The following is a 24696-nucleotide window of genomic DNA, read 5'->3' on the forward strand; positions in this document are numbered from 1 at the left end:
CGCGTCGGTCCTGCCAGCCCTCAGTGCTTGGGGCGCCTGGACGCGTCGGCCGCCTTGCCGACTTCCTGCTGGACCTTGCCGGCATTCTTCTCCAGCTTGCCGGCCGCTTCCTTGGTCCTGTTGCCGGTCAGCTTGCCGGCGGCTTCCTTCAGGCCGCCCTTGACCTGGTGCTTGGCCCCTTCCACGCGATTCTTGTCCATCGTGCGTACTCGCTCGAGCTCGCCACACATGTGGCGCAGACCGTGTAGACCCGGCAGCGCAATGCAGGAGTGAAAGCGGCGCGTGGACGCCTTCACGCGCATCGATGCATCGGCGTGCCACCCCGGTCTGCCGTGCGCCGGTCATGGCTTTCTGCCAAGCTCGAAGACCTCTTTCTGATTCGTGTCCCGCATGGTTTCGTCTGTTTTCCGGAGCGCGTGGCTGGCCGTCCTGGTGCTGCTGTCGGCCTGCGCCTCCGCGCCGGTCCAGCCCGCACGCCCCGACCCGGTCCTGCTGATCTCCATCGACGCGCTGCGCGCCAGTTACCTCGGCCGGGGCGACACCCCGCGACTGGACGCGCTGGCGCGCGACGGCGTGCGTGCGCAGTGGATGACGCCCTCCTATCCGGCGCTGACCTTTCCCAACCACTACACCCTGGTCACCGGCCAGCGCCCGGACCACCACGGCGTGATCCACAACTCGATGCGCGAGGACGGCCTGGGCGAATTCAAGGTCGCCGACACCCAGTCCACCGCGGATGCGCGCTGGTGGAGCGAAGCCATGCCGATCTGGGTCACCGCCGAACAGCACGGCCTGAAGACCGCGATCTGGGCCTGGCCCGGCAGCAGCGCGCCGATCGGCGGCGTGCGGCCCAACGAATACCGCCTGTTCGACACCGCCATCCCGGCCGCCGCCCGCGCCGCCGACGTGGCCGGCTGGCTGACCGGGCCGGCCCAGGCGCGCCCGGCGCTGGCCGCGCTGTACATGGAAGACGTGGACGAGGAAGGCCACAACCATGGCCCCGATTCGCCGCAGGTGCGCGCGGCCCTGCGCCGCGTGGACGCGGCGGTGGGCGCGCTGCTGGACACGCTGCGGGCGCACGGCCAGCTGGAGCGCACCAACATCGTGATCGTCTCCGACCATGGCATGGCCACCGTCGCGCCCGAGCATGTGGTCGCGGTGGAGGACATGGTCAGCAAGCAGGAGGCGGTGGTCGTGTCGGTCGGCCAGGTGATCGGCGTGCAGCCCAATTCGGGCTTCGAAGCCGCGGTCGAAGCGCGCCTGCTCGGCCGCCACGCGCCCTACACCTGCTGGCGCAAGGGCGAACTGCCGGCGCGCTGGCATTACGGCAGCAATGCGCGCATCCCGCCGATCGTGTGCCAGATGGACGAGGGCTGGGACGCCCTGCCGGCCGAACAGGCCGCGCGCCGACGCACGCTCGGCCACGACCGCGGCTCGCACGGCTACGACCCGGCGCTGGAGTCGATGCGCGCCATCTTCATCGCCCACGGCCCGGCGTTCCGGCGCGGGGTGGTGCTGCCGGCATTCGACAACGTCGACGTCTATCCGCTGCTGGCGCGGCTGCTGGAGATCCCGCCGCAGCCGAACGACGGCACGCTGGCGCCGCTGCAGGCCGGGCTGCGGACGCCCGCGCATTGATGTCCGAAAACGGCCAGTAGGGCGGCATGGCCGGTGCTAGCCTGCCGGCCATGTCCTCGCCCCTGCCCGATGCCGCCCTGTGCGAACGCGCCCGCCTGAGCCGCGATGCGCGCTTCGACGGGCTGTTCTTCACCGCAGTGTCCAGCACCGGCATCTATTGCCGCCCGGTGTGCCCGGCGCCGGTGCCGCGGCGCGAGAACGTCAGCTACTTTCCCTCGGCCGCCGCGGCCGAGGCCGCCGGCTACCGCCCCTGCCTGCGCTGCCGGCCCGAGCTGTCGCCCGAGCACGGCGCCTGGCGCCGCGGCGACGACGCGGTGGCGCGTGCACTCAAGCTGATCGACGCCGGCCTGCTCGCCGACGCGCCGCTCTCGACGCTGGCGCAGCGCCTGGCCCTGAGCGAACGCCAGCTGCGGCGCCTGTTCGCCGATCGCCTGGGCACCTCGCCCCTGGGCGTGCACGCCACGCGCCGGCTGCTGTTCGCCAAGCAGCTGCTGACCGAGACCGCGCTGCCGATCACCGATGTGGCCATGGCCGCCGGCTTCGGCAGCCTGCGGCGCTTCAACACCGTGTTCAAGGAGGCCTATCGCATGGCCCCGCGCGAGCTGCGCAAGCGCGAGGCGCCGGCGGCCGCCGACGAGACCCTGGTGCTGCGCCTGGGCTATCGCCCGCCGTACGACTTCGGCGCGATGCTCGACTTCCTGCGCGGGCGCGCGCTGCCGGGCGTGGAGCACGTCGATGCGCTCTCCTACGCGCGCGTGGTCGGTCCGATCGAGGCGCCCGGCTGGCTGCGCGTCAGCGCCTGGCCGCGTGGCGAACACGCGCTGCGGCTGGAACTGCGGCGGATCGCGCCGGCGCGGATGCTGGGCGTGGTCGCGCGGCTGCGGCGCATGTTCGATCTGGATGCCGACCCGCAGGCGATCGCCGCGGCGCTGAGCCACGATGCGCGCCTGGCGCCGCTACTCGAACGCCGGCCCGGCCTGCGCATTCCCAGCGGCTGGGATGGCTTCGAGATCGCGGTCCGCGCGGTGATCGGCCAGCAGGTCAGCGTGGCCGCCGCGCGCACCTTCACCGCCCGGCTGGCGCAGGCCTTCGGCGCACCGCTGCCCGAGCCGCTGCGCAGCGAGACCCACACGCATCTTTTCCCCACGCCCGAGGCCCTGGCCGATGCCGATCTCACCGCGATCGGCCTGACCCAAGCCCGCGCGGCCACGGTGCGCACCGTGGCCCAGGCGGTGCTGGACGGGCGCGTGGACTTCCGCCCGGACGCGCCGCTGGACGACTTCGTCGCGCGCTGGGTCGCGCTGCCGGGCATCGGCCCGTGGACCGCGCACTACCTGGCGCTGCGCGGGCTCGGCCATCCCGACGCCTTCCCGGCCGAGGACCTCGTGCTGCAGCGGGCACTGCCCAACGACGGCACGCGCCTGAGCGCGCGTGCACTGGCCGCGCATGCGCAGGCCTGGCGGCCTTGGCGCGGCTACGCCGTGCTGCACCTGTGGAAGGACGCCATGCCGGCCACGCCCCTCCGATCGCCCGAACGCCCTGCCAAGGACCTGCCATGACCATCTTCGAACGCCACTTCCCCAGCCCGGTCGGCCCGCTGCGCGTGGCCGCCAGCGATGCCGGCCTGCACGGCATCGAGTTCCCGGAGAACCGGCACCCGGTCAAGCGCCTGGAAACCTGGGAACCGGGCGACCATCCGCTCCTGCGCGAGGCGCAGGCGCAGCTCGACGCCTATTTCGCCGGCCGCCTGCAGGCCTTCGACCTGCCCCTGGCCCCGCATGGCACCGCCTTCCAGCGCGAGGTCTGGCTGGCGCTGGCGCAGATCCCCTTCGGTCAGACCTGGAGCTATGCGCGGCTGGCCCAGCGCGTCGGCCGCCCCGGCGCCAGCCGCGCGGTCGGCGCGGCCAACGGCCGCAATCCGCTGCCGATCGTGCTGCCCTGCCATCGCGTCATCGGCGCCGACGGCACCCTGACCGGCTTCGGCGGCGGCCTGCCGACCAAGCAGTTCCTGCTGGAACTGGAAGGCGCGCTGCCGTCCGCGCCGATGCGCGCGTCGCTGTTCAACTGACCCAGCGCGCGCCACCTGCGCGGGCGCGCGGCCCGTGGCGGCGCGCATCGCGCTAGGATGCGCGCTGCCTGCGGACACCGCTCCGTCCCTTGCGCGCATGCCAGCCCTCCGGGCACCGCCCCGTCCCTGGCCGCTGCGCGATCGCGTTGGAGTTCAACCATGTCCGTCACACCCGCATCCCCGCACGCCATCGGCTTCGGCCGGATCGCGCCGACCCTGCCCGTCACCGACATCGAGCGGGCGCTGGCGTTCTACGTCGGCGTCCTGGGCTTCGCCAAGACCTTCGAGAACGGCACCCCGGTGGGCTTCGTGATCCTCAAGAAGGACGCGGCGGAGCTGCACCTTTCCCTGGACCGGTCGCACAAGCCGGACCCGCGCAACCTGGCGCATCTGCTGGTCGACGACGCGGCCGCGCTCTACGCGCATCTGCAGCAGGCCAGCACGCGCATCATCAAGGCGCTGCGCGACGCGGACTACGGCCTGCGCGGCTTCGTCTTCGCCGATCCGGATGGCAACCGCATCGACGTCGGCCAGCGGCTTTAGCGTCTGAAGCAGGCAGGAAAGAAGCCGCTCTGGCGCATCAAGGGATCTTGGCGCGTGCGCGTGCTCTGACTTCGGAAGGGCAGCGATCCGGCGGGCAATGGCCGCTTATCCCTCAATCAGGGCATCCTGCCCTGATTCGGGCGCTCGGCGTCCTGCCTCGCTTGGCGCGGCCATTGCCCGCCAGACCGCTGCCGCGCGCGTCAAGATCAAGACTTCGTTTCAGAAGTAGTCCAGATCCATCTGCAGGGGGCCTCTGCCGGTTGGGTGCGGCCCCTGTGCCCGTGGGAGCCGCCATGGCGGCGATAGGGCTCGTCCGGCGGTGCTGGAGCGCGGTGGAGCTTTAACGGGAAAGCCCCATCGCCGCCCCGGCGGCTCCCACCGAAGCTTTACCGACCTCGCACTCCAACGGAGAGCCCAAAAGAAAACGCGGCGCCAGAGGCGCCGCGTTCCTGTTTGCAGAGCGATGGGAGGCGGCGATCAGCCGGCCTTGGCCACCGTCTTCTTCGCCACGGCCTTCTTGGCCGGCGACTTGGCGACCGACTTGGCGGTCACCGGCGCGGCGACGGCGGCGCCGTGCTTGCGCGAATTGCCATAGCTGGCGTTGTAGCGCTTGCCCTTGGCGGTTTTGCGATCACCCTTGCCCATCTGCGTACTCCTCGTGTTGGTGGCCCGCCGGTTGATGCGGGTGCGCCGCCGGCGTGAAGGCCGGCGCGCAGGGCCGGAGAGGCTACCACAGCGCCGCGTGGCACCACAGGGCCGCCCTGGCCTTCAGTGCGCGCAGCGCGCGTCGTGGACGTGGCCGTGGTTCAGGCGCAGGTTCACCAGGTGCGCCACGCCCACCAGCGTGCCGCCGAAGGTCATGGCCACCGCATGCGGCACCAGGCTGTGATGCAGCGGCGGGTACAGCACCGCGATCCACAGCACCGCCAGTCCCACCAGCAACAGGCCCAGCGCGCGCAGCACCCGGTGCCGGCGATAGCCCGCGGCCAGGCTGAAGACGCCCAGCAGCGAGGCGAACACCACGAAGATCCGCTCGAAGCCCTCGCCCAGCCAGGCCGACAGCCCCAGCGCCGGCAGCAGCGCGATCAACAGCGGCAGCACCGCGCAATGCACGGCGCAGACCAGGGAGCCGGTGGCGCCGATGCGGTCCAGCCAGGAACGGAAGGGAGAGCTCATGGGGTCGAGTATGACTTTCGGGCCAGGCACCGAGTTGATGTCGATATATTATAACGTTAATGTTTCCTGATGACCTCCCTCCCCAGAAGTTGCCATTTATGACGCGATCTTCCTTCCGCAGCGCCGGTGTGGCCGCGCTGTCACGCGCCCCCCTCGCCACCGCCCTCGGCCTGGCCCTGATCGGCTTCGGCGCCCACGCCCAGGAGGCGACCACCGCCCCGTCCAGCGACAGCCGCCACGGCCGCGCCGAGCACCTGCATGCCAAGGACCTGGACGCGATCAAGGTGACCGCCGACCCGTTCCGCAGCGCTGCCGACGACCTGAGCCAGCCGGTCAACGTGCTGGCCGGCGAGAAACTCGACGAGGCGCGCGCCGCCAGCCTGGGCGAGACCCTGCAGGGCATCCCGGGCGTGCAGTCGTCCAACTTCGGTCCCGGCGTGGGCCGGCCGATCATGCGCGGCCTGGACGGCCCGCGCGTGGCGGTGATGTCCGACGGCATGATCACCCAGGACGTGTCCACGGTGAGCCAGGACCATTCCCCGGCGATCGAGCCGTTCCTGGCCGACCAGATCGAGGTGCTCAAGGGCCCGTCCACCCTGCTCTACGGCAATGGCGCCATCGGCGGCGCGGTCAACGTGGTCGACGGCCGCATCGCCGAGACGCCGGTGCAGGGCGTCAGCGGCCGCGCGGAAACGCGCGTGGACTTCGGCGACAAGGACGGGCAGACCAGCATGGCGCGCATCGACGCCGGCAACGGCGGCCTGTCGATCCACGCCGACGGCGTGTACCGCAACGCCAAGGACTACGACACGCCCAAGGGGCCGCAGGCCAACACCTTCCAGGACACCAAGACCGGCTCGTTCGGCGCGTCGTTGTCGGGTGACTGGGGCTTCCTCGGCGCCTCGGTCTCGCGCTTCAACGACAGCTACGGCAACCCCGGCGAGCCGGGCGACCTGGCGCAGGGCGAGCGCGGCGTGCACCTGGAGCTGCACCAGGACCGCTTCGACGTGAAGGGCGGCCTCAACGATCCCTGGGGCGCCGGAAGCGGCCTGCGCTACAGCTTCTCGCACACGCGCTACGACCACACCGAGTTCGAGGGCGAGGAAGTCGGCACCAGTTTCTTCAAGCGCGCCAACGAGGGCCGCGTGGAAGCGACCTTCAGCGCCGACAGCGGCTGGCAGAGCGCGATCGGCCTGCAGGGCACCGACAGCACCTTCCGCGCCGTGGGCGAGGAATCCTTCGTGCCCAAGACCGACACCAAGTCGGTCGGCCTGTTCGCGGTGACCAAGAACGCCTGGGGCCGCTTCTCCACCGAGCTGGGCGCGCGCATCGACCGGGTCAAGTACGAGACCGACACCGGCCTGTCGCCCGACTTCAAGCCGACCAGCTTCTCGGCCAGCTTCGGCTTCGGCCTGGCCGAAGGCTGGCGCCTGACCGCCAACCTGGACCACTCCGAGCGCGCGCCGGTGGAAGAGGAGCTGTTCGCCGATGGCCCGCACATCGCCACGCTGGCCTACGAGATCGGCGATGCGACCCTGGACAAGGAAAAGGCCAACCAGGCCGAGCTGGGCCTGCAGTACAGCAACGACTGGATGGAGGCCAAGCTCTCGGCCTACTACAACCGCTACGACAACTTCATCTACGTGGCCGATACCGGCGGCCAGTGGTACCACGAGGAGGACGACGACTACCTGCCGATCCGCCAGTGGACCCAGGCCGATGCGACCTTCCACGGCTTCGAGGGCGAGGCCGACTTCCACCTGGCCAAGTCCGACACTGCCGGCGACTGGGATCTGCACGTGTTCGGCGACACCGTGCGCGCGCGCCTCAACGATGGCGGCAACGTGCCGCGCATCCCGCCGGGCCGCTTCGGTGCGCAGCTGCGCTGGCAGGCCACCAACTGGCGCGCCTCGCTGGGCGCCACGCGCTACATGAAGCAGGACAAGCTGGGCGCCAACGAGACCGAGACCGCCGGCTACACGATGGTCGATGCCCACCTGGCCTATCACATCGACACCGGCTCGACCGCCTGGGAAGTGTTCCTGGACGGCAACAACCTGCTCGACCGCGATGCGCGCGTGCACACCTCCTTCCTCAAGGACGACGTGATGCTGCCCGGTCGCAACGGCACCTTCGGCGTGCGCGTGTTCTTCTGATCCAACCCGGGCGCGTTCTTCCCGATGGGAAGGGCGCGCCGTCCAGGCCGACCCCGCGCGCGGCGCGTTTGCTCTCTCCCGCGCCGCCGCACGGGACTGCGGGCCGGAAGACCTCCCCTGTCTTCCGGCCCGCTTTTTTTTTTGCGCATCATGCGTGGCGCCGAAGGCGCTTGGTCACCCCGTCAGGGCTTGCGCTGCCCGCGGCGCGTCATGCGGCGCCACAGCGCCCACCAGAGCAGGGCCAGCGGAAACGCCAGGATCAGGAAGGGCAGGCAATAGGCCAGACCCGGCAGGGCCGCACCGATCCCCTCCTTCAGGCCAGCGACCATGTCCTCCCCCAGGTCGCCAAGCGCACCGCGGCCGTCGTGCCGCGGATCGGCGAAGTCGAACGCGACCAGGTTGGTGTCCAGCCGCATTTGCTGGGTCGCCGCCGTCGCCTCGAGCATGCGGCGCTTCTCGGCAAGGCCCGCCTGCTCCCGACTCAGCGCGATCAGGTCGGCGACCGCGAGATCCTTGCGCGCCGCCAGCGCGTCCAGTCGCCGGGCGTAGTCCTCGAGCTGGGCGCGGTCGCGCTGGGTTTCCTGGACGGCCTTGCCGATGTCCTCGGCCTGGGTGCGGCGCGACGCGATCCTGCCGCCCTGCCCGGCCAGGGCGGTCATGCGTTCGACGCCGCCCGGAACGATGCGCAGCGTCAGCGCGCCGCCATGTCGGGACTGCACGATGGACAGCACATTGCAGGCCCCGAACGCCGACGCGGTACAGGCCTTGCGCAGCGCGGCGATCCGCGTTGGCACCTGCTCTTGCTCCAGCTCGATCGAGAGCGTGTGCTCGTAGGCCAGCATCGCGCCGGACCCGCCCTGCTCTCCGACGACAGGGGGCGGCGCACCCGCCTGCTGCTGCGCGCAGCCCATCATCGTCGCGACCATCGCCAGCAGCGCGATCCGCCATCCCCGCATGCCCCTGCTCCCTCCCGGATTTGGCCGCACGATGCCACGAACCCGAGTCGCGCGACAGCGCGGCACCGCGAAGCCGGCGACCGACCCGCACGTGGAATCCGGCATTGCGGAGGGCCGGATTTCAAATAGGTGCATATGCATGCATCATGCGGACAGCCACCCGCTGGAGCCACGCCATGTCCCTGTCCCCGGACGCCGCCTGTACCTGCTTCCGGCTGCGCCGCGCCGCGCGGCAGGCCTCGCAGCTCTACGACCGCGCCCTGGCGGCGATCGGCCTGAGTCTCAACGAATACTCCATCCTGCGCCGCGCGCAGAAAGGCACGCGCACGCTGGGCGAACTGGCCGAGGTCTGCGGCATGGACCGCAGCACCCTCACCCGCAACCTCAAGCCGCTGCTCGCCGCGGGCCTGCTGCGCGAAGCGCGCGGCGACGATGCGCGCCAGCGCCTGATCCAGCTCACCCCCAAGGGGGCGCGCGCCATCGCCCAGGCGATCCCGCGATGGCAACAGGCCCAGGCGCAGATGACCGCGCTGTTCGGCGCCGGCCCCATGCAGCGCCTCAACGCCGACCTGGATGCCCTGCATGCCGCGCTGCGCCCGCTGCGGGAGGCCGCATGAACGCCGCCGCCCCGCGCACGCCCTGGCTGCTGCTGGCCATCGCCTCGGCGATGCTGCTGCTGACCATGGGCGTGCGCCAGACCACCGGCCTGTTCGTCAAACCCATCGCCGCCAGCACCGGCATCGGCATCGCCTCGATCAGCTTCGCACTGGCGATCGGGCAGCTGGTGTGGGGCGCCGTACAACCGGTGTTCGGCGCGATCGCCGACCGCCATGGCCCGGCGCGGGTGCTGGTGTTCGGCGGCCTGCTGATGGCCGCCGGCTGCGCGCTGACGCCGTTCATGACCAGCCAGGGAGGCCTGATCCTCAGCCTGGGACTCATGGCCGCGGCCGGCGCGGGGGCCGGCAGCTTCTCGATCCTGATCGGCGCCACCGCCCAGCACATCCCGGCGGCCAAGCGCTCGTTCGCGTCCGGCGTCATCAATGCGGGCGGGTCGCTGGGGCAGTTCCTCTTCGCGCCGCTGGTGACGCTGGGCATCAGCGTGGCCGGCTGGTCGGCCGCGATGTTCGGCCTGGCCCTGGCCTCGCTGCTGACGCTGCCCCTGATCGCGCCGCTGCTGAGGCCGCGCCGCGACGACCCGGCCGCCGCCATCGCGCAGGCCGCCGAGGCCGCGCATCTGACCCTGCGCGAACAGCTGCGGCTGGCCCTGCAGGACCGCAGCTACTGGCTGCTGCATCTGGGCTTCTTCACCTGCGGCGTGCACATCGCCTTCCTGGTCACGCACCTGCCGGGCGAAGTGGCGCTGTGCGGCCTCTCGCCGGGCGTGGCCGGCACCTCGATCGCGCTGATCGGCCTGTTCAACGTCGCCGGCAGCCTGACCGCCGGCGCACTCGGCCAGCGCATACCGATGAAATACGTGCTGGCCGCGATGTACGGCAGCCGCGCCCTGCTGATCGCGCTGTATCTCCTCTCCCCGCCCACGCCGATGACCTTCTACATTTTCGCCGCGGCGCTGGGCTTCACCTGGCTGGCGACCGTGCCGCCCACGGCGGGCATCATCGGCAAGCGCTTCGGGCCGCGCTACCTGGGCACGCTGTTCGGCCTGACGCTGCTGTCGCACCAGATCGGCGGCTTCTTCGGCGCCTGGCTTGGAGGGGTGGCGCTGGAGCGCTCGGGGAGCTATCTGTGGATGTGGTACGCGGACATGGCGCTGGCGATCGTGGCGGCCGTGGCGAACCTGCCGATCCGGGAGCGGGCGTTGGAGGCGCGACCCGCAGCAGCCTGAGGCTTACCCGGCAAGGCCAGCCATGTACGCGCAGATCGCCTGCCAAGCCGGCCAGTGGGCGATCAGCTCGAAACCCGCATCCTGCACCACCAGCACGATCAGCAGCAGCGGATACGGCGGGCGCAGCGGGCCCTCGCGCATGTCGCGCGCGATCAGCACCAGCACGACCAGCGCGCTGAGCGCCATGGCGCTGTGGAATGCCGCCTCGAACGAATGGATGCCCGGCACGAAGAACCCGAGCGCGCGCGCGAGCGCCGGCGGCAGGACCAGCACGGCGGTGGACGCCATGTAGCGCGCATGCAGGGGTTTGTGCCGGCGATGGCGGATGGCCATGGCGTAGCAGAACGCGAAATAGCCCAGTGCGATCAGGTCAACGAACGTCAGCCGCGGCGCGAACGCCTTCTGGAACGGATTGGTCCCGGCCAGCGCGTCGCACAGCAGCGCCACGCCACTGATCAGGAACAGCGGCACCAGCACCAGCGACGACCAGCCCAGGGTGCGGTGCAGCGCGTAACGTCGCGTGCGCGCCAGCAGGCCCTGCGCGATCAGCAGCAGGATCCAGGCCACGGCCAGGCCGCCGTGCACATGGCGCAGCAGGCCGGCCTCGGCCAGGCGGGAAAAGTAGGTGGGATAGAACCCGACCAGTGCGGTCAGCAGCACCAGGCCGAAGTAGTAGGGCGTGTTGTCGTGCGAACGGGCACCGACCAGGCGCATCGCGATCTTCCATCAGTGGGAATACCGGGATGAACGCACCCTCGGACCGGTTACGGCCAGGGCGCGGCGGCGCTCGGCGCCTGCGGATCAGGCCTGCGCGCAGCGCGCGCACAGTCCATGCACTTCCAGCGTCTGCGCCTGCGGCTGGAACCCCAGCGCCTTGGCCCGCGCCTCCAGCTGGTCGACCACCACCCGGTCCTCCAGCTCCACCGCCGAATGGCAGCGGTCGCAGATCAGGAAGGGCACCGAATGGGCCGCGCTGTTGGGATGGTGGCAGGCGACGAAGGCGTTGACCGACTCGAGCTTGTGCACGAAGCCGTTGGCCATCAGGAAATCCAGCGCGCGATACACCGTGGGCGGGGCGTCGGCGCCCACACCCTTGGAGGCGCGCACCAGGTCGAGCAGTTCGTAGGCCTTGATCGGCTTGCCCGCCTCGGCGATCAGGCGCAGCACGCGCGCCCGGATCGGGGTCAGGCGCAGGCCGCGCTCGCCGCAGGCGTGCTCGACCGCGTCGACGAAACCCTCGGCGTTGTGCACGTGATGGTGTGGCGCGATGCAGGCGGGCTCGGCGGCGGCCATGGGGCGACTCCTTCGATCAGGCGGCTTGCGCGGTCTTGATAAGCGCCGCGTCGATGCGTTTCAAGGCCTGCTCGCGGCCGGCCAGGTAAACGGTATGGGAAATGTCCGGGCTGACCTGGGTGCCGGTGATGGCCACCCGCAGCGGCTGGGCGACCTTGCCCATGCCCAGGTCCAGGGCGGCGGCGGCCTCGTGCAGCGCGGCGGACACCGCGTCGACCTGCCACTCGTCCAGCGCCGCCAGCAGTTCGCGCGCCTTGGCCAGCGGCGCGGCGGCGGCGGGCTTGAGGTGCTTGGCCACGGCGGCCTCGTCGTACTCGGTCAGCGGCTGGTACCAGACCACGGCCTTCTCGGCCATTTCCTTCAGGGTCTGCACGCGCTCGCGCAGGGCGATCACCACGTCCACCGGCGCCGGGCCCGCGGCGAGGTTCACGCCCAGCTTCTCCAGCTGGTAGACCAGCTGCGGGGCGATGGTCTCCGGCGCGTCGGTCTTGAGGTAGTGCTGGTTGACCCAGCCCAGCTTGGCCATGTCCAGGCGCGCGGCCTTGGAATTGACGTCCTTGACGTCGAACAGGTCGATCAGCGCCTGGCGCGAGAACAGCTCCTGGTCGCCATGCGACCAGCCCAGGCGCGCGAGGTAGTTGATCAGCGCGTGCGGCAGGTAGCCGGCGTCCTTGTACTGCATCACGTCGGCCGCGCCGGTGCGCTTGGACAGCTTGGCGCCCTGCTCGTCCAGGATCATCGGCATGTGCGCGAACTTCGGCACCGGCGCGCCCAGCGCCTGGTAGATGTTGATCTGGCGCGGGGTGTTGTTGATGTGGTCGTCGCCGCGGATGACCTCGGTGATGCCCATGTCCCAGTCGTCCACCACGACGGCGAAGTTGTAGGTCGGGTAGCCGTCCGGGCGGAAGATCACCATGTCGTCCAGCTCGGCATTGGCGATCTCGATGCGGCCCTTGATCAGGTCGTCGAACACCACGCTGCCCTCGAGCGGGTTCTTGAAGCGGATCACGCGGTTGGGGTCGTCGCGCTGCGGCAGGCCGGCCTCGCGCGCGGCGCCGTTGTAGCGCGGCTTCTCCTGGCGCGCCATGGCGGCCTCGCGCATGGCGTCCAGTTCCTCGCGCGTCTCGTAAGCGTAGTAGGCCTTGCCCTGCGCCAGCAGCTGTTCGGCCACTTCTCGGTAGCGGGCCAGGCGCTGGGTCTGGTAGATCGGGCCCTGGTCGTAGTCCAGGCCCAGCCAGTCCATCGCCTCCAGGATCGCGTCGATGGCGGCCTGGGTGCTGCGTTCGCGGTCGGTGTCCTCGATGCGCAGGACGAACTCGCCGCCGCGATGGCGCGCCTCCAGCCAGCAGTACAGCGCGGTGCGCGCGCCGCCGATGTGCAGATAGCCGGTGGGACTGGGAGCGAAGCGGGTACGGCAGGTCATGAAGAGCCCAGGAGAACGTGCGGACGCGGGAGGGCCACCATTTTACCCGGCGCCGCGCGGCCGGGCCGGTATCATGCGCCGATGACCACGCTGTTCATCTCCGACCTGCACCTGGACGCCAGCCGTCCGGCCATCACCGACCTGTTCCTGCGGTTCCTGCGCCACGAGGCGCTGCAGGCCGAGGCGCTTTACATCCTGGGCGACCTGTTCGAGGCCTGGGTGGGCGACGACGATCCTTCCGAACTGGCCACGCAGGTCGCCCAGGGGCTGCGCGCGGTCAGCGAGGCGGGCGTGCCGGTGTTCTTCATCCACGGCAACCGCGACTTCCTGCTGGGCCAGGACTACGCCGAGCGCTGCGGCATGCGCCTGCTGCCCGACCCGGCGGTGGTCGAACTCTACGGCGAGCCGGTGCTGCTGCTGCACGGCGACCTGCTGTGCACCTCGGACGTGGCCTACCAGCAGGTGCGCGCGCAGACCCGCAACCCGGCCTGGCAGGCGCACATGCTGGCCCAGCCGCTGGCCGCGCGCATCGCCTTCGCCGCGCAGGCGCGCGCGGCCAGCGCCGCGCATCAGGGCGGGATGAAGGGCGACAGCGCCAAGTTCGAGACGCTGACCGACGTCACCCCGGCCGAGGTCGAGACCAGCTTCGTGCGCTACGGGCTGACGCGGATGATCCACGGCCACACCCACCGCCCGGCCGTGCACGAGCTCATCGTCGACGGCAAGGCCTGCACCCGCATCGTGCTGGGCGACTGGTACGAGCAGGGCTCGGTGCTGCGGGTGACGCCGCACGGCTACGACCTGCAGTCGCTGCCGGTGCAATAGAGGCGCCGCTTGGGGCAGCTCAGGCCCGGGCTCAGGGCGCCTCCAGCGCCGCCAGTTCGTCCTCGTCGAAGCCGGCCTGCAGGCGCGCTTCCAGATTGAACGGCCCGCGCAGGTAGCCGCCGGCGTACTGCCGCAGCAGTTCGCGGAACCGCGCGCGCGGCTCGACGCCTTCGCGCGCGCAGTACCAGCGGTACCAGCGCGAGCCGGCCGCCACGTGCGCCACTTCCTCGCGCAGGATCAGCTCCAGGATCTCCACGGTCTGGGCATCGCCCAGCGAACGCAGCTTGGCGATCATGCCCGGGGTGACATCCAGCCCGCGCGCCTCCAGCACGCGCGGCACCAGGGCCATGCGCGCCAGGCCGTCGTGGGCGGTCTTCTCGCACATCTCCCACAGGCCGTGATGCGCGTCGAAGTCGCCGTAGTCGTAGCCCAGCGCCTGCAACCGCGCGCGCAGCAGCATGAAGTGGCGCGACTCGTCGTGCGCCACGCCCACCCAGTCCGCGTAGAACGCCGGCGGCAGGCCGCGGAAGCGGTAGACCGCGTCCCAGCCCAGGTCGATGGCATTGAGTTCGATATGGGCGATGGCGTGGACGAAGGCCGCGCGCCCCTCCCCGCTGCCCAGGCCGCGCTTGGGGACCTCGCGCGGATGCACCAGCCGCGGTCGCGGCGGGCGGCCGGGCATGCGGATCGGGTCGGGCGGCGGCGCGTGGCCGGGGATGGGCAGCGCACCGCGCGCGAACGCGGCCGCGTAGCGCTGGGTCAGGGCGACCTTCTCGGCCGGATCGGCCGCGTCCAGGCATTGGCGCGCGGCGTCGAACAGGTCGCGCGCGGGGCCCAACACCGCCGCGCTCATTCGAGCGCGATGGAAATGTCGTCGATGGCCACGCCCGGCGGCAGCGACGCGACCTGCGCGTGCAGCTGCCCGGACAGCGACAGGTACGTCGCCAGGTCGGTCGGCTCCAGCGCCTCGCTGGTGCGCGCACCGCCCAGCACCGGCGGCACGCGGAAACTCCACACCTGGCCCGGGGCCAGCGCCTCGCCGGCGCGCAGCCGCGGCGCGACCAGGTCAAAGCGGAAGCAGTGCGCGACGAACTCCGCATCGCCCAGCCGCTGCAGGAACTCGGGCAGATCGTCGGCGACCTTCTCCAGCACGCCATCGACGCAGTCGAGGAAATGCACGGCCTGTTCCCGACCGGCCTGCACGAACGCATCGCCCGCCACGCCGACCATCAGCGGCCGCGTGTCGCCGCCGGTCAGCCAGTCCCAGTCGGCCAGCAGCGTGGCGCGGTCGACGTCATCGCCCAGCGCCACGCACAGGTCTTCCAGGGTGATCGCCATCGCGACGCGGCCGCGCGATCAGACCGCGCGGCGCTTGCGCTTGGCTTCGTCCGAACGCAGCTGCTGGATGCGCTCGAAGTAGCCCGGCTCGATGCCGGTGACATAGTCGCCGTCGAAGCACGAGGAATCGAAGCGCTTGAGCTGCGGGTTGCCCTCGCGCACCGCCGTTTCCAGGTCGTCCAGGTCCTGGTAGATCAGCCAGTCGCAGCCGAGGAATTCCTGGATCTCCTGTTCGGTACGGCCGTGGGCCACCAGCTCCTCGGCGGCGGGCATGTCGATGCCGTAGATGTTGGGATGGCGCACCGGCGGCGCGGCGCTGGCCAGGTAGACCTTGCGCGCACCGGCGTCGCGCGCCATCTGCACGATCTGGCGGCTGGTGGTGCCGCGCACGATCGAATCGTCCACCAGCAGCACCACACGGTTGCGGAACTCCAGGTGGATCGGGTTGAGCTTGCGGCGCACGGACTTGGTGCGCTCGCCCTGCCCCGGCATGATGAAGGTGCGGCCGACGTAGCGGTTCTTGACGAAGCCCTCGCGGTACTTCACGCCCAGCACGTTGGAGATCTCCAGCGCCGCGTCGCGCGAGGTGTCGGGGATCGGGATGATGGTGTCGATGTCGTGATCGGGCCGCAGGCGCAGGATCTTCTCGCCCAGCTTCATGCCCATGCGCATGCGCGCCTTGTGCACCGAGACGTTGTCGATCATCGAATCGGGTCGGGCGAAGTACACGTACTCGAAGATGCACGGCGCGTGCTCGGTGCTGGTCGCGCAGACCTCGGAGAACAGTTCGCCGCGCGCGGTGACCACCAGCGCCTCGCCCGGGCGCACGTCGCGCACGCGCGCGAAGCCCAGGATATCCAGCACCGCCGATTCGGAGGCCACGATGTATTCGTCGCCCTCCACGCTCTCGCGCTTGCCCAGCACCAGCGGACGGATGCCGTGCGGGTCGCGGAAGGCCACCAGCCCCAGGCCCAGCACCACGCTGACCACCGCGTAGCCGCCGCGGCAGCGCCGGTGCACGCCGGCCACCGCGCGGATCGCCGCCTCGGGGGTGAGCATGCGCTGGGCGTCCAGCTCGTGGGCGAACACGTTCAGCAGCACCTCGCTGTCCGAATCGGTGTTGATGTTGCGGCGATCGGCCTCGAACACCTGCTGGCGCAGGGCCTCGGTGTTGGTCAGGTTGCCGTTGTGCGCCAGGGCGATGCCGTAGGGCGAGTTGACGTAGAACGGCTGCGCCTCGTCCATGCCTTCCGAGCCGGCGGTCGGGTAGCGGCAGTGGGCGATGCCCACGCGCCCTTCCAGCACCGCCATGCGCTTCTCGTCGAACACGTCGCGCACCAGGCCGTTGGCCTTCTGCACGCGTAGGCGGGTGCCGTTGGCCGTGGCGATGCCGGCCGCATCCTGGCCGCGGTGCTGCAGTACTGTCAGGCCGTCATAGAGCTGGCCAGCGACGTTCTGGGTACCGACGATTCCGACGATGCCGCACATGGGGATTCTCCGCTCGGGTTGCTGCGAGGTGACTTGGCGAAACTAGCGCGGCCGTTCCTGGCCTTTGGGCGTAGGCACGACCCGCGCCGGGTCGCGTTCGTTGGGATGCACCTGGGCCGGATCGCCCGCCGCAGGGTCTTCAAGGGGCTGGGGCAAGCGGCCTGGATCGCGTCCGCCATTGCCCTTCAGAGCCTCGGACACCGTCTGCCCGAGTTGCGGCAGCTGCGCGGCCGCCTGCTGGAACTTGTCGTTGAGGGCACCATTATCGCCTGACAAGGCCGGATTGTTGAGATCCAGGTTGCGCAACCGGTCCACGTTCATGTCCCGCAGATCGGGCATCGTCGGCATCTGCGGCACGGACAGTTCCGGCAGCTGGCCGCGCATCCAGGCCGCGCCGGGCTCGATCAGGGGCATCAGGTGCGACTGTCGCCAGGCCGCCTCGCGCGGCAGCGGCGTGAAGGACAGCAGCAGCACCAGCACGCAGGCGAAGAATCCGCCGCGCACCAGCCCCAGGCCGCCGCCGGCCAGGCGGTCCACGCCGGACAGCCGGGTATTGCGCACCGAGGCCTTGATCACCATGCCGATCAGCGCCACCACGATCATCACGCCGACGAAGGTCAGCGCGTAGCCGCCCAGGTAGTCGGTCATCCCCGGCGCGCCGCCACCGGCGAACTGGCGCGCGGCGCGGTCGCCGAACAGGAAGGCCGCCAGGCCCGCCAGCAGCCAGGACAGGGTGCCGACCACGATCCCGACGAAGCCGCGCAGCAGGCCCAGCAGGGTGGACACCACGATGACCGTGCCCAGGACCAGGTCGATCACGGGCGGCTCCCCGGGCGTCGACGCCCGGCGGAGGTGGAGAGGTTGGCGCGCATCGGGGTCATCGGTCCTCCTTCCCTGGACGAGCCGGCGTCAGAGCGTGCGATCAGGGATGCGGGCGGACGATGCCGGTCAGGCCATTGCGCGCGGCGACCTGCGCCTTGAGCTGGTCGGCCTCGGCCCGGGTGGAGACCGGTCCGACCCGCACCCGGAACAGCCGCCCGCCGTCGGTGGAGACCGGCTCGACGAAGGCGCTGAAGCCGTTGCCGCGCAGCTTGTCGCGCAGGCTGTTGGCATCGGCCTCCTTGCCGAACGCGCCGACCTGCACGGCGAAGCCCACGCCGGTGGCGGCCGGCTTGGGCACCGCGGCGACCGGCGGCTTGGAGGCGACCGGCGCGGCCGGCTTGGCCGGGGTCGGCTTGGCGGCCGGTTCAGGCTTGGCCGCGGGCGCGGGCTTGGCCGGCGGCGGGGTCTCGGAGGCCAGCTGGGCGGCATCGGGATTGGGTACGGCCGGGGTGGCGGCCGGCGGCGTGGACGCCGCGGGCGCGGTGGCCGGCGAGTTGCTGCCGGCATCCAGCGCGATCACCTCGGCCTTGACGTCGCTGCGCACCTTGACCGCGGCCAGGCGCGCGATCTCGGCCTGCGCGCGGTCGGCATACGGCCCCACGCGCACGCGCCAGGCCGGCTTGCCGCCAATGGTGGCCTCCTGGCGGAAGGCCTCGAGCCCGGACTGGCGCAGGCGGTCGATGACCACGTCGGCGTCGGCCTGGCTGGCATAGGCGCCGAAGGTCACCGCATAGTCGCCGCCCGCGGTGGCCAGCGGCAGGCCCTGGGCGTTGGTCGCCGGCTTGGGCGCGTCGGCCGGGGTCAGGGTCTCGGTGGCCGGCTTGGCCTGGGCGGGCATGCCGGTGGCGCCGTTGGCGCCCGGCTGGCCGGGCGTCACCAGCGGCAGGTCGCGGGTCTCGAACTGGCCGTCCGGCGCCTTGGGCACATCGGTGGAGACATCCGAGACGCCGCTGTCGCTGGCGGGGCCCTTGATCAGCATGGGCAGGAAAATGACGGCCAGGGCGACCAGGACGACGGCGCCGATGATGCGGTTTCTCAAAGCGGTATCCATCGTCGCGGGCGACGGCTTTGGTGATGAGGTGGCGAATTATAAGCGCGCCGGCGGCGGCGCTCTCCTCATGCGCCTGAATCCAGCACCGCCAGCGCCTCGGCCACGGTGTGGAACGAGCCGAACACCAGCACGCGCTCGCCCGGCGCGGCGGCCTGCAGGGCGGCGCCCAGCGCGTCGGCGATGCCGGCGAAGCGCTCGCCCCCCGCCGCCTGGGTGCCGGCCAGGCGCGCGGCGAGCGCGTCGGCGTCCTGCCCGCGCGGCGTGCCCGGCTCCAGCCCGGCCAGGAACCAGCGGGCGATGCGCCCCGCCAGCGCCGTGGCCACGCCCGCCGCGTCCTTGTCCGACAGCGCGGCGTAGACCGCCAGCGTGCGCGCCGGATACCGGTTCAGGAACGCGGCCAGTTCGCGCGCGGCCTGCGGGTTGTGGCCCACGTCCAGGCGGATCTCGATGCCCTCGCGCTCCAGCCGCTGCAGGCGCCCTGACACGCGCGCCTGGGCGATGCCGGCCGCGAAGGCGCTGGCCGGCAGCTCCTCGGGCAGCGCGCGCAGCGCGGCGATCGCGGTGGCGGCGTTGGCGCGCTGGACCGGGGCGTCCAGCGGCGGCGTGGGCAGCAGCAGTTCGGTCCCGACCTCGCGCCAGCGCCACTGGCCATCCCCGGCCGCCTCGTGGAAGAAGTCGTTGCCCAGCTGGATCACCGCCGCGCCGATGGCGTAGGCGTGGCCGAGCACGCTGGACGGCGCGGTGACCTCGCCCAAGACCAGCGGCGTCCACGGCCGGGCGATGCCGGCCTTCTCCTTGCCGATGGCCTCGCGGTCGGCGCCCAGCCAGTCGGTGTGGTCGATGTCCACGGTGGTGATCACCGCCACGTCGGGGTCGATCACGTTGACCGCGTCCAGCCGGCCGCCCAGGCCGACTTCCAGCACGGCCAGGTCCAGCCCGGCGCGCTGGAACAGCCACAGCGCCGCCAGCGTGCCGTATTCGAAATAAGTCAGCGGGGTCCGGCCGCGCGCGGCCTCGACCGCCTCGAACCCCTCCACCAGCGCCGCGTCGTCGGCCTCCACGCCGTCGATGCGCACCCGCTCGTTGTAGCGCCGCAGATGCGGCGAGGTGTAGGCGCCGACCTTCCAGCCGCCGGCACGGGCGATGGCCTCGGTGAAGGCCACGGTCGAGCCCTTGCCGTTGGTGCCGCCGACCGTGACGACCTGGCGCGCCGGCTTGCCCAGGCCCATCGCCTCGGCCACCGCGCGCACGCGCTCCAGGCCCAGTTCGATGGCGCTGGGATGCTGGGCCTGGATGTAGGTGAGCCAATCGGCCAGGGAACGGGAGGTGGGGGCAGACATCGGGCGGTGCGGGCGTTGGCGGGGCGCCATTGTGACCGCACCCCGCCCGCGCCGCGAAGCGCGCCCGCCGCGTTCAGCTCGCCCGCCCGATCGCCGGGTCGCTGCGGCTGGAACGACCGGTTTCCAGGTGCCCGGCCAGGCGGCGGCGGAACGCGCTGCCCGGCTGGGTGAGTTCCAGGTCGTACCAGTGGTCGGCCTGGGCCACCTCGACGCGCACGGTCTGTCGCTCACCGGGGCGCAAGCTGATCCTGCGCGGCGCCGGGTCGGCGTAGTCCAGCGCGCGCAGCTGCAGCGCGACCAGCGCGCGCGTGGGATTGGACAGCTGCAGCACCAGCGTCTCGCCGTCCTGCGTCGCCTCGACCGCCGGCGCGGCATGGCCCTCGCCGGCGAACTCGCGCAGGAAGCCGTTCGGGCCGTGCACCGCCAGCGCGTAGGCGCCGGCCGGCAGCGCGTGCGGCGCGTCCTCCAGCGTGCGGCCCGGCAGCACCGTGTAGTACCAGGGCCCGGCCGCGCCGCCCTCGGCGTAGACGTTGAACACCGCCGCCGCCTGCCCGTCGTTGACGAAGACCAGGCGCAGTCCATCCTCGCCCTGGCGCGCATGCACCTGCAGCGCGTACGGCAGGGCGCGCGCCGGACGCTGGCCGGGTTCCTGCTTCGGCTGCGCGCCCGGCACCGGCACCACGGGCGCGGGCTGGCGCGCGGCGGCCTGCATGCGCTGAAGGTAGTCGGCGGTGGACGGCAGGGCCGAGAGCGCCGAGTCGTCGGGCGTGGCGAAGTCGAACACGCTGGTCAGATCGCCGGCCACCGCGCGCCGCCACGGGCTGATGTTCGGCTCGGCCACGCCGAAGCGCGCTTCCAGCAGGCGCAGCACCGAGGTGTGGTCGAACAACTGCGAATCGACCCAGCCCCCGCGCGTCCACGGCGAGACCACCGTCATCGGCACGCGCACGCCCAGGCCGACCGGCGTGCCCCTGTAGCTTTCGCCGCGCACATCGACCTGGCTGGCGCCCATGCGCGCATCCAGCGCCGGCAGCGGCGCGGGCACGTGGTCGAAGAAGCCGTCGTTCTCGTCGTAGTTGATGATCAGGCAGGTCCGCGCCCAGACCTCGGGCACCGCGGTGAGCGCATCGAGGATGCGCGAGGCCAGCGATTCGCCATGCGCCGGCGTGGCCTCGGGGTGCTCGCTGTACGGATACGGCGCGACGATCCACGACACCTGCGGCAGCCTGCCGTCACGCACGTCGGCGGCGAAGGCATCGACCAGGTGCTGGGCGGTGCTGTGCTGCGCATTGCCGGCATCGGAACCGGGCACGATCCCGCGCCCGCGCCGGTACAGCGGGTCGCGCACGTCCATGGCGCGGAAGCGCGCGAACGAGGACAGCGGGTTGTCGCCGTAGTTGTCGTACTCCTGGTAGACGCGCCAGTCGATGCCGGCTTCCTGCAGGCGTTCGGCATAGGTGGTCCAGCGCAGGCCGGTGAAGTCGGCCCGGTCGCGCTTCATGTCCGCGGTCCAGTTGCCGTCGTCGGCGTTGTCCACCGCCTGGGCGCCGTCGTTGCCCGCGGTCAATCCGCTGCTGCCGGTGAACAGGTACATGCGGTTGGGATTGGTCGGCCCGTGCAGCGAGCAGAAATAGCCATCGCACACGGTGAAGGCATCGGCCAGCGCGTGATAGAACGGGATGTCGTCGCGCTGCAGATGCCCCATGCTCAGCGCGCCCTTGTACGGCACCCAGCAGTCGTAGTGCTGCCAGCGCGCCGCGTCCTGCCCCGGCGCGCCCTTCCAGTTGTGGTCCAGGCTCTTCATCACCGCCGCGCTGGTGGCGCGCGTGTCCAGGTGGAAGGGCAGCACCGGCGCGCCGCCGTCCTGGCGCTGCTGCCACACCGGCGCGCCGTCGCGCAGCCGCAGCGGGCGCGGGTCATCGAAGCCGCGCACCCCGCGCAGCGTGCCGAAGTAGTGATCGAACGCGCGGTTCTCCTGCATCAGGATCACCACGTGCTCCATGTCGGCCAGCGTGCCGCTGCGCACCTGCGCCGGCAGCGCCAGCGCGCGGCCGATAGAAGCGGGCAGCACACCGGCGGCGGTCAGGGCCGACAGACGCTGCAGGAAATCGCGACGCGAAAGCTTGTGCATGCCAACCTGCTCGAAACGAAAGATTGCCCGGCGCGGCGCCGGCGCACAGCGGTATACGCCAGATGTTTGTCAGACGCACGACAGGCCATGGGTCATCGGAACGTCATCGCGGCTTCATGAAGCGATGACACCGTTCCGCCGCCTCCCCTTACGGCTGTCACCGATGTCACTTTCGATTCCCTCGCCGCGCCGCAGCGCCCTGGCGCTCGCCCTGCTCTGCTCCCTCTCCGGCCTGGCCCGGGCCGCCGACCCGCCGGCGGGCGTCGCCGAGGCGGCCCCGGCCGATGCCAAGCAGCTCGACGCGGTCTCGGTGGTCGCCCGCGGGGCGACGCGCCAGGTGCAGCGCGTCAACCAGCAGGACATCGAACGCCTGCCCGCCGGCAGCAGCGCGCTGAAGGCGATCGACAAGCTGCCCGGCGTACAGTTCCAGTCGGCCGACGCCACCGGCGCCTACGAGTGGTCCACCGCGATCTATCTGCACGGCTTCGACCAGAGCCGCCTGGGCTTCACCCTGGACGGCGTGCCGCTGGGCAACATGAGCTACGGCGTCACCAACGGCCTGTCCATCACCCGCGCCATCCTCTCCGAGAACATCGCCGCGGTCGAACTGGCGCAGGGCGCCGGCGCCCTGGGCACCGCCTCCAACAGCAACCTCGGCGGCACGCTGCAGTTCTACTCGGCCGACCCGGAGACCGAGTTCGGCGGCCGCTTCTCCCAGACCGTCGGCGACCGCAACGCCAGCCGCACCTATGCGCGCCTGGACACCGGCGAGCACAACGGCCTGTCGGCCTACGTGGCCTATGCCGACTCGGACATGGACAAGTGGAAGGGCGACGGCAGCCAGCGCTACGAGCAGTTCAACGCCAAGGCGCTGTACGCCTGGGGCGAGGGCAACCGCGTGAGCCTGTTCGTGGACAAGTCGCGGCGCAAGGAACAGGACTACATGGACCTGTCCCTGACCAGCCGGAAGGTGCTGGGCTGGGACTACGACTACCTGGTGCCGGACTGGACCACCGCCGCGCAGATGGCGCGCGCCTATCAGGGCACCGGTGCCTACGCCGGGGTGGCCAACGGCTACCCGGCCTCGCTGGCCGGCCTGCCGGCCGACTACGACTGGCTGGACGCGACCTACTACTGGGGCGCCGGCCTGCGCGCCGACACCCTGGCCGCGCTGGCCGGCAGCTTCGTCTTCGGCCCCGCCGTCTCGCTGGATGTGACCGGCTACTACCACGGCGACCGTGGCGAGGGGCAATGGGTCACGCCCTACGTGCCGACCTCGGCCAGCGTGCCGCTGTCCATGCGCACCACCGACTACGGCCTTGACCGCTTCGGCGGCACCGCCGCGCTGAAGTTCAACATCGGCATCAACGAGATCGAGCTCGGCGGCTGGGCCGAGAACGCGCAGAACACCCAGGAGCGCAACTACTTCCAGCTGGGTGGGCCGTTCACTTCCATGTTCAACTTCTACGAGGCCGGCGACCCGTTCTACCGCCAGTTCCTGCAGAAGTACCAGACCCGCACGCGCATGGCCTACGCGCAGGACACGCTGCGCCTGCTCGACGACCGGCTGAGCCTCAACTTCGGCGCCAAGGCGGTGAGCACGCAGATCCAGGCGCGCTCGCTGGTGCCCAGCAACAGCTATGCGCAGGGCACGATCAAGGCCGACGACCACTTCCTGCCGCAGGTCGGCATCAGCTACAAGCTCGACGAGGCGCAGGACATCTACGCCTCCTACAGCAAGAACATCGCTGCCTTCGGCTACAGCCCGTTCGCCACCAACCAGGCCACGTTCGACCAGCTCAAGAACACCCTCGACCCGGAGCAGTCTCAGACCGTGCAGGCCGGCTGGCGTACCCATGGCGAGCGCTACGAGGCCTCGGTCGGCGCCTACTACACGCGCTTCTCCAACCGCCTGCTGACCATCTCCCCGTGCAGCGCCATCCAGACCTGCTCGGCGATCCTGAGCAACGTCGGCGAGGTGGACAGCTCCGGCGTCGACCTGGCCCTGGTGTGGAAGCCGATCGACGGGCTGAGCTGGCTCAACACGCTGTCCTGGAACCGCTCCAAGTACCAGGACGACTACCTCAACAACGGCGTGGTGGCGACCCAGGGCAAGCAGGTCGTCGGCCTGCCGGAATGGATGTTCTCCTCGAGCCTGTCCTGGCGGCAGGACGGCTGGCACGCCTCGATCGACGGCAAGTACACCGACAAGCGCTACCTCACCTACCTCAACGACTCCAGCGTGCCCGGCTACTGGCTGTTCAACGCCGGCGGCGGCTACGACTTCGGCCGGGTGGGCGCACTGTCGCGCCTGGACGTCTCGGTCAACGTGACCAACCTGGCCGACAAGCGCTACTTCGCCACCACCGGCACCAACGGCTATGTCGCCTCCGACCCGGACGGCTACAACCAGACCCTGATGGCCGGCGCCCCGCGCCAGGTGTTCTTCACGGTCGACGCGCGCTTCTGATCGCGCCAGCCCTGTAGCACCGGCCGCGGCCCGGCGTGGATGAAAGGTCCACGCCGGGCCGCGGCTTATAATCGC

The 24696-nt window shown here is 71.1% G+C and carries 23 protein-coding genes; 9 read left to right on the forward strand and 14 right to left on the reverse strand.

Annotation, left to right across the window (positions count from 1 at the left end; all coding sequences use genetic code 11):
• Window positions 1–20: 20 nt before the first annotated feature.
• A complete protein-coding gene (locus LAJ50_RS14825; protein ID WP_130549920.1) occupies window positions 21–200 on the reverse strand; it encodes a CsbD family protein in 180 nt (59 codons plus the stop codon).
• A 190-nt stretch (window positions 201–390) separates the two neighbouring features.
• Here LAJ50_RS14825 and LAJ50_RS14830 point away from each other — a divergent pair, with 190 nt between their 5' ends.
• From LAJ50_RS14830 to LAJ50_RS14845, 4 genes are all read left to right on the forward strand, one after another.
• A complete protein-coding gene (locus LAJ50_RS14830) occupies window positions 391–1638 on the forward strand; it encodes an ectonucleotide pyrophosphatase/phosphodiesterase (RefSeq protein ID WP_138655142.1) in 1248 nt (415 codons plus the stop codon).
• A gap of 26 nt (window positions 1639–1664) precedes the next feature.
• Window positions 1665–3197, forward strand: a complete 1533-nt coding sequence (locus tag LAJ50_RS14835; RefSeq protein WP_224096334.1) for a DNA-3-methyladenine glycosylase 2 — start codon at window positions 1665–1667, stop codon at window positions 3195–3197.
• Window positions 3194–3706, forward strand: a complete 513-nt coding sequence (locus LAJ50_RS14840) for a methylated-DNA--[protein]-cysteine S-methyltransferase (protein ID WP_138655140.1) — start codon at window positions 3194–3196, stop codon at window positions 3704–3706. Before LAJ50_RS14835 ends, LAJ50_RS14840 begins: the two co-directional genes overlap by 4 nt.
• A gap of 159 nt (window positions 3707–3865) precedes the next feature.
• The gene (locus LAJ50_RS14845; RefSeq protein WP_130549924.1) at window positions 3866–4249 is read left to right on the forward strand and encodes a VOC family protein; all 384 of its coding nucleotides are present in this window, start codon (window positions 3866–3868) and stop codon (window positions 4247–4249) included.
• A gap of 477 nt (window positions 4250–4726) precedes the next feature.
• On the opposite strand, the gene LAJ50_RS14850 is transcribed toward LAJ50_RS14845, so the two are convergent.
• Window positions 4727–4894, reverse strand: coding sequence for a 30S ribosomal protein THX (locus tag LAJ50_RS14850; RefSeq protein WP_130516098.1), 168 nt, complete (start codon window positions 4892–4894; stop codon window positions 4727–4729).
• A 123-nt stretch (window positions 4895–5017) separates the two neighbouring features.
• Window positions 5018–5425: a MerC domain-containing protein gene (locus tag LAJ50_RS14855; protein WP_130549925.1), complete on the reverse strand. Its 408-nt coding sequence runs from the start codon at window positions 5423–5425 to the stop codon at window positions 5018–5020.
• 98 nt (window positions 5426–5523) lie between these two features.
• On the opposite strand from LAJ50_RS14855, the gene LAJ50_RS14860 reads away from it, so the two are divergent.
• A complete protein-coding gene (locus LAJ50_RS14860; protein ID WP_138655138.1) occupies window positions 5524–7581 on the forward strand; it encodes a TonB-dependent receptor in 2058 nt (685 codons plus the stop codon).
• A gap of 182 nt (window positions 7582–7763) precedes the next feature.
• On the opposite strand, the gene LAJ50_RS14865 is transcribed toward LAJ50_RS14860, so the two are convergent.
• Complete coding sequence (locus LAJ50_RS14865; RefSeq protein WP_138655136.1) at window positions 7764–8537, reverse strand: DUF4349 domain-containing protein; 774 nt, start codon at window positions 8535–8537, stop codon at window positions 7764–7766.
• A 176-nt stretch (window positions 8538–8713) separates the two neighbouring features.
• On the opposite strand from LAJ50_RS14865, the gene LAJ50_RS14870 reads away from it, so the two are divergent.
• On the forward strand, window positions 8714–9154 hold the full coding sequence (locus LAJ50_RS14870) for a MarR family transcriptional regulator (RefSeq protein WP_130549927.1): 441 nt from the start codon (window positions 8714–8716) through the stop codon (window positions 9152–9154).
• A complete protein-coding gene (locus LAJ50_RS14875) occupies window positions 9151–10380 on the forward strand; it encodes an MFS transporter (protein ID WP_138655134.1) in 1230 nt (409 codons plus the stop codon). Before LAJ50_RS14870 ends, LAJ50_RS14875 begins: the two co-directional genes overlap by 4 nt.
• 3 nt (window positions 10381–10383) lie before the next feature.
• On the opposite strand, the gene LAJ50_RS14880 is transcribed toward LAJ50_RS14875, so the two are convergent.
• The 3 genes from LAJ50_RS14880 to gltX all read right to left on the reverse strand — a co-directional run bounded on the left by LAJ50_RS14880 (window position 10384) and on the right by gltX (window position 13096).
• Window positions 10384–11094 (reverse strand): hypothetical protein, encoded by a 711-nt coding sequence (locus LAJ50_RS14880; protein WP_138655132.1) that lies wholly within the window; start codon window positions 11092–11094, stop codon window positions 10384–10386.
• Between the two features lie 87 nt (window positions 11095–11181).
• Entirely contained in the window at window positions 11182–11673 is a 492-nt protein-coding gene (locus LAJ50_RS14885) for a transcriptional repressor (protein ID WP_130549930.1), read from the reverse strand.
• A gap of 16 nt (window positions 11674–11689) precedes the next feature.
• Entirely contained in the window at window positions 11690–13096 is a 1407-nt protein-coding gene (gene gltX / locus LAJ50_RS14890) for a glutamate--tRNA ligase (RefSeq protein WP_138655130.1), read from the reverse strand.
• A gap of 81 nt (window positions 13097–13177) precedes the next feature.
• Here gltX and lpxH point away from each other — a divergent pair, with 81 nt between their 5' ends.
• The gene (lpxH, locus tag LAJ50_RS14895) at window positions 13178–13921 is read left to right on the forward strand and encodes a UDP-2,3-diacylglucosamine diphosphatase (RefSeq protein WP_138655128.1); all 744 of its coding nucleotides are present in this window, start codon (window positions 13178–13180) and stop codon (window positions 13919–13921) included.
• A 31-nt stretch (window positions 13922–13952) separates the two neighbouring features.
• Here lpxH and LAJ50_RS14900 read toward each other — a convergent pair whose 3' ends face one another.
• From LAJ50_RS14900 to LAJ50_RS14930, 7 genes are all read right to left on the reverse strand, one after another.
• Window positions 13953–14774: a ferritin-like domain-containing protein gene (locus LAJ50_RS14900; protein ID WP_138655126.1), complete on the reverse strand. Its 822-nt coding sequence runs from the start codon at window positions 14772–14774 to the stop codon at window positions 13953–13955.
• Window positions 14771–15259, reverse strand: coding sequence for a T6SS immunity protein Tdi1 domain-containing protein (locus LAJ50_RS14905; protein WP_130549934.1), 489 nt, complete (start codon window positions 15257–15259; stop codon window positions 14771–14773). Before LAJ50_RS14905 ends, LAJ50_RS14900 begins: the two co-directional genes overlap by 4 nt.
• A gap of 18 nt (window positions 15260–15277) precedes the next feature.
• A complete protein-coding gene (gene purF / locus LAJ50_RS14910) occupies window positions 15278–16747 on the reverse strand; it encodes an amidophosphoribosyltransferase (RefSeq protein WP_130549935.1) in 1470 nt (489 codons plus the stop codon).
• 42 nt (window positions 16748–16789) lie between these two features.
• The gene (locus tag LAJ50_RS14915) at window positions 16790–17566 is read right to left on the reverse strand and encodes a CvpA family protein (protein ID WP_130549936.1); all 777 of its coding nucleotides are present in this window, start codon (window positions 17564–17566) and stop codon (window positions 16790–16792) included.
• 103 nt (window positions 17567–17669) lie between these two features.
• A complete protein-coding gene (locus LAJ50_RS14920) occupies window positions 17670–18680 on the reverse strand; it encodes an SPOR domain-containing protein (protein WP_130549937.1) in 1011 nt (336 codons plus the stop codon).
• 65 nt (window positions 18681–18745) lie between these two features.
• The gene (gene folC, locus LAJ50_RS14925) at window positions 18746–20020 is read right to left on the reverse strand and encodes a bifunctional tetrahydrofolate synthase/dihydrofolate synthase (RefSeq protein WP_130549938.1); all 1275 of its coding nucleotides are present in this window, start codon (window positions 20018–20020) and stop codon (window positions 18746–18748) included.
• A 73-nt stretch (window positions 20021–20093) separates the two neighbouring features.
• Complete coding sequence (locus LAJ50_RS14930; RefSeq protein ID WP_130549939.1) at window positions 20094–22151, reverse strand: phospholipase C, phosphocholine-specific; 2058 nt, start codon at window positions 22149–22151, stop codon at window positions 20094–20096.
• A gap of 163 nt (window positions 22152–22314) precedes the next feature.
• On the opposite strand from LAJ50_RS14930, the gene LAJ50_RS14935 reads away from it, so the two are divergent.
• Window positions 22315–24621 (forward strand): TonB-dependent receptor, encoded by a 2307-nt coding sequence (locus tag LAJ50_RS14935; protein ID WP_130549940.1) that lies wholly within the window; start codon window positions 22315–22317, stop codon window positions 24619–24621.
• Window positions 24622–24696 lie beyond the last annotated feature (75 nt).

The organism is Pseudoxanthomonas sp. X-1 (assembly GCF_020042665.1).
Taxonomy (GTDB): Bacteria; Pseudomonadota; Gammaproteobacteria; order Xanthomonadales; family Xanthomonadaceae; genus Pseudoxanthomonas_A; species Pseudoxanthomonas_A spadix_A.

Coding starts and splice junctions, on each gene's coding strand:
- LAJ50_RS14835 (WP_224096334.1), top strand. CDS start 1,665: ATGGCCGGTGCTAGCCTGCCGGCCATGTCCTCGCCCCTGCCCGATGCC.
- LAJ50_RS14875 (WP_138655134.1), top strand. CDS start 9,151: ATGAACGCCGCCGCCCCGCGCACGCCCTGGCTGCTGCTGGCCATCGCC.
- LAJ50_RS14885 (WP_130549930.1), bottom strand. CDS start 11,673: ATGGCCGCCGCCGAGCCCGCCTGCATCGCGCCACACCATCACGTGCAC.
- LAJ50_RS14905 (WP_130549934.1), bottom strand. CDS start 15,259: ATGGCGATCACCCTGGAAGACCTGTGCGTGGCGCTGGGCGATGACGTC.
- LAJ50_RS14860 (WP_138655138.1), top strand. CDS start 5,524: ATGACGCGATCTTCCTTCCGCAGCGCCGGTGTGGCCGCGCTGTCACGC.
- LAJ50_RS14920 (WP_130549937.1), bottom strand. CDS start 18,680: ATGGATACCGCTTTGAGAAACCGCATCATCGGCGCCGTCGTCCTGGTC.
- LAJ50_RS14935 (WP_130549940.1), top strand. CDS start 22,315: ATGTCACTTTCGATTCCCTCGCCGCGCCGCAGCGCCCTGGCGCTCGCC.
- LAJ50_RS14880 (WP_138655132.1), bottom strand. CDS start 11,094: ATGCGCCTGGTCGGTGCCCGTTCGCACGACAACACGCCCTACTACTTC.
- LAJ50_RS14830 (WP_138655142.1), top strand. CDS start 391: ATGGTTTCGTCTGTTTTCCGGAGCGCGTGGCTGGCCGTCCTGGTGCTG.
- gltX (WP_138655130.1), bottom strand. CDS start 13,096: ATGACCTGCCGTACCCGCTTCGCTCCCAGTCCCACCGGCTATCTGCAC.
- LAJ50_RS14870 (WP_130549927.1), top strand. CDS start 8,714: ATGTCCCTGTCCCCGGACGCCGCCTGTACCTGCTTCCGGCTGCGCCGC.
- LAJ50_RS14850 (WP_130516098.1), bottom strand. CDS start 4,894: ATGGGCAAGGGTGATCGCAAAACCGCCAAGGGCAAGCGCTACAACGCC.
- LAJ50_RS14825 (WP_130549920.1), bottom strand. CDS start 200: ATGGACAAGAATCGCGTGGAAGGGGCCAAGCACCAGGTCAAGGGCGGC.
- LAJ50_RS14840 (WP_138655140.1), top strand. CDS start 3,194: ATGACCATCTTCGAACGCCACTTCCCCAGCCCGGTCGGCCCGCTGCGC.
- LAJ50_RS14900 (WP_138655126.1), bottom strand. CDS start 14,774: ATGAGCGCGGCGGTGTTGGGCCCCGCGCGCGACCTGTTCGACGCCGCG.
- LAJ50_RS14930 (WP_130549939.1), bottom strand. CDS start 22,151: ATGCACAAGCTTTCGCGTCGCGATTTCCTGCAGCGTCTGTCGGCCCTG.
- LAJ50_RS14855 (WP_130549925.1), bottom strand. CDS start 5,425: ATGAGCTCTCCCTTCCGTTCCTGGCTGGACCGCATCGGCGCCACCGGC.
- folC (WP_130549938.1), bottom strand. CDS start 20,020: ATGTCTGCCCCCACCTCCCGTTCCCTGGCCGATTGGCTCACCTACATC.
- LAJ50_RS14845 (WP_130549924.1), top strand. CDS start 3,866: ATGTCCGTCACACCCGCATCCCCGCACGCCATCGGCTTCGGCCGGATC.
- purF (WP_130549935.1), bottom strand. CDS start 16,747: ATGTGCGGCATCGTCGGAATCGTCGGTACCCAGAACGTCGCTGGCCAG.
- lpxH (WP_138655128.1), top strand. CDS start 13,178: ATGACCACGCTGTTCATCTCCGACCTGCACCTGGACGCCAGCCGTCCG.
- LAJ50_RS14865 (WP_138655136.1), bottom strand. CDS start 8,537: ATGCGGGGATGGCGGATCGCGCTGCTGGCGATGGTCGCGACGATGATG.